Source organism: Streptomyces sp. NPDC050315, from assembly GCF_040655775.1.
In the GTDB taxonomy this organism is placed as follows: Bacteria; Actinomycetota; Actinomycetes; order Streptomycetales; family Streptomycetaceae; genus Streptomyces.
Genome location: NZ_JBFAKN010000014.1, coordinates 86,635 through 95,491 on the forward strand (window position 1 = coordinate 86,635; position 8,857 = coordinate 95,491).

General features: G+C 74.0%; 5 protein-coding genes. 4 read left to right on the forward strand and 1 reads right to left on the reverse strand.

Features of this window, described 5'->3' with window-relative positions:
• Window positions 1–164: 164 nt before the first annotated feature.
• Window positions 165–3,911: a glycosyltransferase gene (locus AB0I82_RS35035; RefSeq protein ID WP_363261528.1), complete on the forward strand. Its 3,747-nt coding sequence runs from the start codon at window positions 165–167 to the stop codon at window positions 3,909–3,911.
• The gene (locus AB0I82_RS35040) at window positions 3,908–5,431 is read left to right on the forward strand and encodes a DUF5719 family protein (protein WP_363261529.1); all 1,524 of its coding nucleotides are present in this window, start codon (window positions 3,908–3,910) and stop codon (window positions 5,429–5,431) included. Before AB0I82_RS35035 ends, AB0I82_RS35040 begins: the two co-directional genes overlap by 4 nt.
• Before the next feature lie 61 nt (window positions 5,432–5,492).
• Here AB0I82_RS35040 and AB0I82_RS35045 read toward each other — a convergent pair whose 3' ends face one another.
• On the reverse strand, window positions 5,493–5,975 hold the full coding sequence (locus tag AB0I82_RS35045; protein WP_030266028.1) for a metallopeptidase family protein: 483 nt from the start codon (window positions 5,973–5,975) through the stop codon (window positions 5,493–5,495).
• A gap of 282 nt (window positions 5,976–6,257) precedes the next feature.
• On the opposite strand from AB0I82_RS35045, the gene AB0I82_RS35050 reads away from it, so the two are divergent.
• Window positions 6,258–6,686: a DUF3499 domain-containing protein gene (locus tag AB0I82_RS35050; protein WP_078601067.1), complete on the forward strand. Its 429-nt coding sequence runs from the start codon at window positions 6,258–6,260 to the stop codon at window positions 6,684–6,686.
• Window positions 6,687–6,987: 301 nt separating this feature from the next.
• Window positions 6,988–8,604 (forward strand): L-lactate permease, encoded by a 1,617-nt coding sequence (locus AB0I82_RS35055; protein ID WP_363261536.1) that lies wholly within the window; start codon window positions 6,988–6,990, stop codon window positions 8,602–8,604.
• Window positions 8,605–8,857: the final 253 nt, after the last annotated feature.

The window sequence follows — 8,857 nt, forward strand, 5'->3', positions numbered from 1 at the left end:
CATTAGTGTGGGGCTCCGTCCGAGACGCACCAACACCCGCATGGTGAGCGCGCGTCCAGCGCAGTCCATCGCAGTCCATCGCAGTGTCTTCCGGGGGCCACACCCCGCAGCGGCCCGCCCGCCGCGGGAGACGGCAGCCCCGGGTCCGGAGGGCCCGTACCTCGATGTCCGTGCACAGCCAGTCGGCGGCCCAGGCCGCCTCATACGAAGCCGCCGCGCCACAGTTCCCGCGGCATGTCGTCACCGCCGTGATCGTTTCGCACGACGGCGCGCGCTGGCTGCCCGACGCGCTCGACGGCCTGCTCGGCCAGGAGCGCCCGGTGCAGAACGTCATCGGCGCCGACACCGGCAGCGCGGACGACTCCGCCCGGCTGCTGACCGAAGCCCTCGGTGACGAGCGGGTGCTGCACCTCGCCCGCCGCTCCGGCTTCGGCACCGCCGTCGACGAGGCGGTCCGCGCCGCGCCGGTGCTCACCCCCGACGACCTGCCCTACCTCAAGCGCCCCAGCGGCTGGGACCCGGTCACCAGGACCTGGCGCGACGAGGCGTACGACATGCCGGACCTGCCGCACGGCGAGCCCGTGCAGTGGCTCTGGCTGCTGCACGACGACTGCGCGCCGGCCCCCGACGCGCTCGCCGAACTGCTGCGCGTCGCCGATGCCAGCCCCTCCACCGTGATCGTCGGGCCGAAGCTGCGCAGCTGGTACGACCGCAGGCAGCTCCTCGAAGCCGGCGTCAGCATTGCCCGTTCCGGCCGCCGTTGGACCGGCCTGGACCGCCGCGAACAGGACCAGGGCCAGCACGACCAGGTGCGCTCAGTGCTCTCCGTCTCCACCGCCGGCATGCTCATCCGCCGCGACGTCTACGAGCAGCTCGGCGGCTTCGACCGCCGGCTGCCGCTGATGCGCGACGACGTGGACCTGTGCTGGCGCGCCCAGGCCGCCGGACACCAGGTGCTCATCGCGCCGGACGCGGTACTGCGGCACGCCGAGGCGGCCTCCCGCGAGCGGCGGCCGATCGACTGCGTCGGCCGCTCCGTGGCGGGCCCGCACCGCGTCGACAAGGCCGGTGCCGTCTACACCCTGCTGGCCAACACCCGCGGCGCGATACTGCCGTACGTACTGCTCCGCCTGGTCCTCGGCACCTTCCTGCGCGTCCTCGCCTACCTCGTCGGCAAGGTCCCGGGCCAGGCGCTGGACGAACTCGCCGGGCTCTTCGGCACCCTGCTGCGGCCCGGCAAGATCATGGCGGCCCGGCGCAGACGCGGGAAGCCCGCGGTCGAGGCGAGCGAGCTGCGCCCGCTCTTCCCGCCGCCCGGCGCGACCGTACGGGCCACCGCCGAACAGGTCGCCAGCAACTTCGCCGGGCGTGCCGCGCCCGACGCCTCCGCCGGCGGCCGGCACGGCGCCGTGGAGTCCGGGCCCGGCGGCGACGACGCGGACTTCCTGGAGGTCGAGCAGTTCGCGCGGCTGAAGCGGATCGCCCGCCGGCCCGCGCCCGTCCTCTTCGTCGTCCTGCTCCTCGTCTCGCTGATCGCCTGCCGCGGCCTGCTCGGCGGCGGCGCGCTGACCGGCGGCGGCCTGCTGCCCGCGCCCGGCGACGTCTCCGACCTGTGGGCGCGGTACTTCCACAGCTGGCACGACGTCGGCATCGGCTCCACCGCCTCGGCGCCGCCCTACCTCGCGGTCGTCGCCCTCGTGGCGAGCGTCTTCTTCGGCAGTACCGGCTTCGCCGTCACGCTGCTGCTGGTCTGCTCCGTGCCGCTGGCCGGGCTGACCGCGTACTTCGCCTCCCGGCCGCTGGTCGCCTCGCGCCTGCTGCGGGCCTGGGCCGCCGTGGCGTACGCCTTCCTGCCCGCCGCGACCGGCGCGCTGGCCGGCGGCCGCATCGGCACCGCCGTACTGGCCATCCTGCTGCCGCTGATGGCCCGCGCCGCGGTCGCCGCGAGCGGGCTGCGGCTCGCGCCGGGCGTGCGGCCGAGCTTCCGCGCCGCCTGGGCGTACGCGCTGCTGCTGACCTTCACCACGGCCTTCACCCCGATCGTCTGGCCGATCGCCGTCCTCCTCGGCCTCGGCCTCCTGGTGCTGCGCTTCCTGGACGGCAACCGCGACAAGATCGTGGCGTACGCGCTGCGCTTCCTCGCCGTCGTCGTCTCCCCGATGGTCGTGCTCGCGCCCTGGTCGCTGTCGCTGCTGACCGAGCCGTCCCGCTTCTTCCTGGAGGCCGGGCTCGCCTCGAAGCCCGGCCAGGCCGACTGGCTGGACCTGCTCGGGTTCAGCCCCGGCGGCCCCAAGGCGTACGGCAGCGTCCTGCTGCTCGGCGTCGTGCTCGCCGCCCTGGGCGCGCTGCTGCGCGGCGAGCGGCAGCGCACCATCCGTACCGCCTGGGTCGCCGGCCTGGTCGCGCTGCTCTTCGCGGGCCTGGCCAACGGCTCCGGCTGGGCCGGGCCGCCCGCGCTGGTCTACGGCCTGGCGCTGCTGTGCGCCGCCGCGGTCGGCGCCGAGGGCATCCGGACCCGCATGATGTCCCTCGGCTTCGGCTGGAAGCAGCCGGTGGCCGTGCTGATCGCGCTGGCCGCCGCGCTGGCCCCGGTGTGGGCGGCGGTCAGCTGGATGATCGGCGGCGCCGCGGGCCCCGTGGAGCGCCGCAGCCCCGAGCAGGTCCCGGCGTTCGTGGCCGAGGAGTCCGGCAGTGCCGACCGCCCCCGCACCCTCGTCCTGGACGGTGACGCGGGGCACGTCGCGTACTCCCTCGTGCGCGGCTCCGGCGCGCGCCTCGGTGACGCCGACATCGCGGCCGAGGCCGGCGAGGACAGCCGCCTGAACGACATCGTCGCCAACCTGGTCGCGGGCTCCGGCGCCGACCAGACCGACCGGCTCGGCGGCTACGCCGTGCGGTACGTCCTGGTCAAGGACGGCGCCCCGCGCGAGATGGGCCGCACCCTGGACGCCACGCCGGGCCTGACCCGGATGAGCCAGGAGGACGGCAGCGCCCTGTGGCGGGTGGACCGCCGGGTCTCCCGGATCTCCATCGTCAGCGGTACGAAGAGCGGCGCCCCGCAGGCCGGTACGGCCGCCGCGCCGGTCGCGGTCGCCGCCGACCCGGTCGACGCGCACACGAAGGTGCCCGCCGGGCCCGAGGGGCGGGTGCTGCGCCTCGCGGACGCCGCCGACGAGGGCTGGCAGGCCACGCTGGACGGCAAGCCGCTGCAGCCGGTCACGGTGGACGGCTGGGCGCAGGGCTTCGAGCTGCCCGCCACGGGGGGCCGGCTGGACCTCACCCACGAGAGCCCGCTCACCCACACCCTCTGGATGACGGCACAGGGCCTGCTCGCCGTCGTGCTGGTGGTCATGGCCCTGCCGGGCCGCCGCCGGGACGTCGACGACGACCTGCCCGAGGAGGGCCTCGCGGCGGCTGTGCCCGCGGAGCCCATCGAGGGCGAGGGCCGCCGCGCCCGTAGGCTGCGCGCGGCCCAGGAGGCGGCGGCAGCGCAGAAGCCGGAGGCGGCCGTGCCCGGCGCCCGGGACGGTGCCGATCCGTATGCGGCGAGCGCCCCGCAGGCCGACCCGTACGCCGCTGCCCAGGGCGACCCGTACGCCGCCGACCCCTATGCGGCCGCGCAGGGCGTCCCGCAGCAGGCCGTGCCCGAGATGCCGCAGCAGCCGCCGTACCAGGACTGGCAGGGCGGCCAGGGTGCCGATCCCTACCAGGCCGCGCAGTACGGGCAGCCGTACGCGCCAGCCGACCCGTACCAGCCCGACCCGTACGCCCAGCAGGCATACGGGGCCGGCGTCTACGACCCGTACGGCTACGGGCAGCAGCAGCCCTACGGGGACGGCACGGTGTACGACGGCACCACGCACGACGGCTCGTACCGCGAGCCCCGCCGCGACGGGAGCGACCAGCAGTGAACCGCACCACCATGTCCCTGATCGGCGCGGTCGTCGCGCTCGCCGCCGTCACCGGTGTCGCCGCCGTCGCGGCGCCCGGAGACGGCGCGGAGCCCACCGCCTCGAAGGCCACCAGGCTGCCCGTACAGCGCTCCGCGCTGATGTGCCCGGCCCCGACCTCCTCCGAGGTCGGCGAGACGACGTACACCGCCTTCACGCCCAAGGGCGCCGGGGCCGGCAAGGGCAGCGCGAGCCTGCAGCCCGCCGAGGACGGCCTGGCGGACGACGCCAAGAAGGACGGCAAGGACAAGAAGAAGGCGGCGGACGCGAAGCCCGTCGCGCCCCTGAAGGCCCCCGGCACGCCGGTCACCGCGACCACCGACAGCTCGGACGCGCCCGCCCTCATCGGCGCCGCCGACGGCGGTCTCGCGCCCGGCTGGAGCGTCCAGCAGACCACCGACGTCAGCGCGGGCGTCGGCCGCGGCCTGCTCGGCACCTCGTGCAGCGCTCCGGACACCGACTTCTGGTTCCCCGGCGCCAGTACCTCGCCCGACCGCCAGGACTACGTCCACCTCACCAACCCCGACGACACCGCCGCCGTCGTCGACCTGAAGCTGTACGGCAAGGACGGCCCCCTGAAGGCGGCGTCCGGCGAGGACATCCAGGTGCCGCCGCACTCCAGCGTCCCGGTACTGCTCTCCACGCTCTCCGACACCCGCGCCACCAACGTGGCGCTGCACGTGATCGCCCGTGAGGGCCGCGTCGGCGCGGCCATGCAGGCCGCCGACGAGAAGACCGGCGGCGACTGGCTGCCGGCCGCCGCCGACCCGGCCTCCGGCGCCTCCGGGCTGGTACTGCCGGGCATCCCGGCCGACGCCACCTCCGTACGGCTGGTGGCCCTCGCCCCCGGTTCCGCCGACGCCGACCTGAAGGTGCAGCTCGCGACGCCCACCGGCGCGATCGTGCCGGCCGGGTTGGAGACGCTGCACCTGAAGAGCGGGATGACCACCGCGGTCGACCTGAAGAACCTCACCAAGGGGGAGGCGGGCTCGCTGATCCTCACGCCGGCCGAGGGCTCCAAGGCGCCGGTCGCCGCCGCGCTGCGGGTCACCCGGGGCAAGGGCGCGGACCAGGAGATGGCGTTCATCCCCGCGACGAAGCCGGTCGGCGACCGCGCCACCGCGGCCGACAACCGTGCCAAGGGCAGCACGCTCTCGCTCGTCGCCCCGCAGAAGGGCAAGGACGTGCGGGTGAAGGTCACCGCGTCGGCGGGCAGCGAGGGCGGCAGCCCGGTTTCCAAGACGTACACGGTCAAGGGCGGCAGCACGCTCGCCGTCGAGCCGCCGCGCCCGAACGGCCTCAAGGGCACCTATGCGCTCACTGTGGAGCCGGAGAAGGGCGGCGGGCCGGTCTATGCGGCGCGCACGCTCGCGCTGCCGCACGGCGGCGTCCAGAGCTTCACCGTCCAGACCCTGCCGGACGACCGCGGCACGGTCGAGGTGCCGACGTCGGGCTGGAACATGTCGGTACTGAACGACTGAGCGGCCGGACCGGAGCGGGCCCCTGGGGAGATGACTCCCGAGGGGCCCGTTTCAGTCCTGTTCAGTCCTGCCCGTACCGGGGATCGACCGACTCCGGGGCCAGCCCCAGCAGCTCCGCGACCTGTTCGACGACGACCTCGTGCACGAGGAGCGCCCGCTCCTCGCGGTTCTTCGTACGGATCTCCACCGGACGCCGGTAGACCACGATCCGGTCCCGGCGGCCGGCCTCCGAGGGCAGCACCCTGCCCAGCGGCACCGTGTCCTCGTCCGCCGCGAACCCCTCGTCCCCGCCGGGCCCCAGCCGGGGCACCTCGCGCACCGAGAACTCCACCTCCGACAGCTGCGGCCAGCGCCGCTCCAGCCGCTCCACGGAGTCGTGCACGAGGTCCACGAAGGCGTCGGCACGGCTCACCGAGAGCGGTACCTGGGGCGGGGCGATCGGGCCGCGCATCCCGCGGCCGTGGCGATCGCGGCGGCGCGGACGCGGCTCCGTCGGGCTGGGGTTGCCCCCGGCGCCGGCCGGGGGAGGTACGGGGCTGTCCATCAATCACGAGCGTAGCCGCCGCGGGCCGGGGACGGCCGAACTCTTGCCCCGTCCGCCTCATGTCGCTCACTGATCGGTCCGAGTTCTGTTCCGTTCGTTCATCCGGGCCGATGTGACCGCCGAACGCTCGCGTAACGCCCGCGAAATGACACGAATTGACTGGAGTGAGGAGGGGAATCATCGCCCCCACTCGGGCGGCAACGGGTTCTCGACGCAGGTCAGGCCGAGCGTGCGCAGGTCAGACAGGTCGGGCGAACCGGGACGACACGGCCGGGTGAGGTCGTGGAGAGTCGTCGCGGCCCGCTCAAGAGTGCGGTACCGTCCAACGTCGTGAGCCCTGTACGTCGCTGTTCGCGCACTGCGTGCGGCCGTCCCGCCGTCGCAACGCTGACGTACGTCTATGCGGATTCGACCGCTGTGCTCGGCCCGCTCGCCACCTACGCGGAACCCCACTGTTACGACCTGTGTGCCGAGCACTCCGAGCGCCTGACCGCGCCGCGCGGCTGGGAGGTCGTCCGGCTGGCCGCCGATCCCGGCGCGGTCCAGCCGAGCGGTGACGACCTCGAAGCACTCGCCAACGCGGTGCGGGAAGCGGCGCGTCCGCAGGAACGTACGGTCGGCGGACCCGAGGCGGCAGGCCCCCGTGAGGCCGACCCCATGGAGGTCGCCCGCCGCGGGCATCTGCGCGTGCTCCGTTCCCCGGACTCCTGAGCGCGCCCCTGTTGGAGCCGACACGGCTCAACAACCGCCGGTTTTCGGCCGTTTCCGCGGCGCATTCGTTTCTGCCTGCCGACCGCGTCTGCTCCTGACGCGCGATCACCTCTGATCGGCAGTCAGTTCATGACTCGGTCCATGACTGGGTTCATGACTCGGTTCTTGAATCGGTTCATGACGGCCCATTGACTCCGGCTTGGCGCGGACACGACCATTCGTCCACTCCTGCGAGATCGCCTTCCGCATGCCGGAAGGAGTGGGGGAGCCGCCACGCCGCCGGGGAGGCCGCATGTCCGGAGTGTTCGTCCAGCAGCTTCAGCCGATCGCCGATTCGCTCGCCCTGTCCGCGCTCGTCGCGGCCCTGCCGCTGATCACCGTCCTGGTCCTGCTCGGCGCCGTACGGATGCGCGCCCACCACGCGGGCCTCATCGGCCTCGCCGTCGCCCTGCTCACCGCCTCGTTGGGCTCCGGCATGCCCGTCACGCAGGCGCTGTCCGGCGCGGTGCAGGGCGCCGTCTTCGGGCTCTTCCCCATCATGTGGATCGTCGTCAACGCCCTCTGGGTGTACCGGATGACGGTCCGCACCCAGCACTTCGACGTCCTCCGCCGCTCCTTCTCCCGGCTCTCCGCCGACCCCCGTATCCAGGCGCTCGTCATCGCCTTCTGCTTCGGCGCGCTCCTGGAAGCCCTCGCGGGCTTCGGTGCGCCCGTCGCCATCAGCGCCGTGATGCTGGTCGCCCTCGGCTTCGACCCCGTCAAGGCGGCGGTCGTCGCGCTCGTCGCCAACACCGCCCCCGTCGCGTTCGGCGCCATGGGCACCCCCGTCGTCACCCTCGCCCAGGTCACCGGCCTCCCGCTGGACTCCGTCGCCTCCGTCGTCGGCCGCCAGACGCCGCTGCTCGCGCTGATCGTCCCCCTGCTGCTCGTCGCCCTCGTGGACGGCCGCCGCGGCCTGCGCGAGACCTGGCTGCCCGCGCTCGCCTGCGGCGTCGCCTTCGCCGCCACCCAGTTCGCCGCCGCCAACTACGTCTCGGCGCAGCTCGCCGACATCGGCGCGGCGCTGATCGGCGCCGCCGCGCTGGTCGCGGTGCCCGCCGCCCGGCGCCCCGCCGCCGCCCCCGTACGCGAAGCCGTCCTGACCGGCGCCCGCAGCGAGGACCTCGACGTGCGCGACAGCCGCCGCGAGACGGTCCGCGCGTACGCCCCGTACGGCCTGATCATCGTCATCTTCTCGCTCGTGCAGATACCGCCGTTCAAGGACTGGGCGGCGGCCGCCACCCGGTCCTTCGACTGGCCGCTGCTGAACGTCGCGGGGCCCGACGGCAAGCCGGTCGGCGGCAACGTCCTGACGCTCCCGCTGGTCGCCACCGGCGGCACGCTCGTCCTCCTCGCGGGCGTGATCACCGCGGCCGTCCTCGGCGTACGGGCGCGCGCCGCCGCCAAGGAATGGCTGGCCACAGTCCACGAACTGCGTTTCGCCATCCTCACCGTGACGTCCGTCCTCGCCCTGGCCTACGTCATGAACCTCTCGGGCCAGGCCGCCACCATCGGCCACTTCGTCGCCGCGGCCGGCGCGGGCCTCGCCTTCCTCTCGCCCGTACTGGGCTGGTTCGGCGTCGCCGTCTCCGGCTCCGACACCTCCGCCAACGCCCTGTTCGGCGCCCTGCAGGTCACCGCGGCCCAGCAGTCCGGCCTCTCGCCCGAACTCCTCGCCGCGGCCAACAGCTCCGGCGGCGTCCTCGGCAAGATGATCTCCCCGCAGAACCTCACCATCGCCTGTGCCGCCGTCGGTCTCGCGGGCCGCGAGGGCGATCTGCTCCGCAAGGTCCTCCCGTGGAGCCTGCTGCTCCTGCTCGTGATGTGCCTGATCGTGCTGGCGCAGAGCACGGCGGTACTGGGCTGGATGCTGCCGTGAGGGTCGGCTTCCGCCGCGCCGGACAGTCGGTTTCGGGCCGGATGCCGACCTACGGGCCGTCGTTCACCGATGGTTCACGGCCGGTCCACAGATCTTCCCGGTAGCTTGGGGGCCCCGAAGAGAACCTCAGGAGGGTGGCTGTGGCTGATCTGTCGCAGATCGTGAAGGCGTACGACGTGCGCGGCGTGGTCCCCGACCAGTGGGACGAGACCTTGGCCGAGCTGTTCGGTGCGGCGTTCGCCCAGGTCACCGA

Bases quoted from the DNA above. Each gene is read 5' to 3' on its own strand.
- AB0I82_RS35035 (WP_363261528.1), top strand. From the start codon at position 165: ATGTCCGTGCACAGCCAGTCGGCGGCCCAGGCCGCCTCATACGAAGCC.
- AB0I82_RS35045 (WP_030266028.1), bottom strand. From the start codon at position 5,975: ATGGACAGCCCCGTACCTCCCCCGGCCGGCGCCGGGGGCAACCCCAGC.